The following is a 528-nucleotide window of genomic DNA, read 5'->3' as shown; positions in this document are numbered from 1 at the left end:
AAGATGAGTGTCTCGGGATTTATGGGATACCTGAAAGGAAAAAGCAGCCTGATGCTTTATGAGCAGTTTGGGGATTTGAAGTTCAAATACCGAAACAGGGAGTTTTGGTGCCGAGGATATTACGTTGATACGGTAGGGAAAAATACGGCCAGGATACAAGAATACATAAAGCACCAGCTTGCAGAGGATAAAATGGGGGAACAGCTGTCAATCCCTTATCCGGGCAGCCCGTTCACGGGCAGTAAGTAATCGTTAGATGCAAATGTCAGATCGCGGTGCGCCTGTTAGGGCGCGGCTGGTAACAGAGCCTTACAGGCGCATATGAAAAACCTCCGGCTATGCCGGAGGATATTTATTTTGTACCTCACTGGCCTGGCACGTTCCTCTGCCTGGCCGGGCAAAAATGCAGGGCGTTATCAGGCAACGCTCTTGTCTGAAGAGTCAGGAAGTTTGGGTACCAGGGTAACGGGCTTGCTGTCCAGCCGGGTAACCAGTAACTGATCAATGCGGAAGTTATCAATATCCACC

General features: G+C 49.6%; 1 protein-coding gene. It reads left to right on the top strand.

Annotation, left to right across the window (positions count from 1 at the left end; all coding sequences use genetic code 11):
* Positions 1–249, top strand: a 249-nt coding sequence (locus tag ACFOY6_RS24320) for a transposase (RefSeq protein ID WP_379652485.1), incomplete at its 5' end; no start/stop codon positions are given.
* Between the last annotated feature and the right edge of the window lie 279 nt (positions 250–528).

Source organism: Teichococcus aestuarii (assembly GCF_042651065.1).
GTDB classification, from domain to species: Bacteria; Pseudomonadota; Alphaproteobacteria; order Acetobacterales; family Acetobacteraceae; genus Pseudoroseomonas; species Pseudoroseomonas aestuarii.
This window is presented reverse-complemented; position numbering and strand designations above follow the sequence as displayed.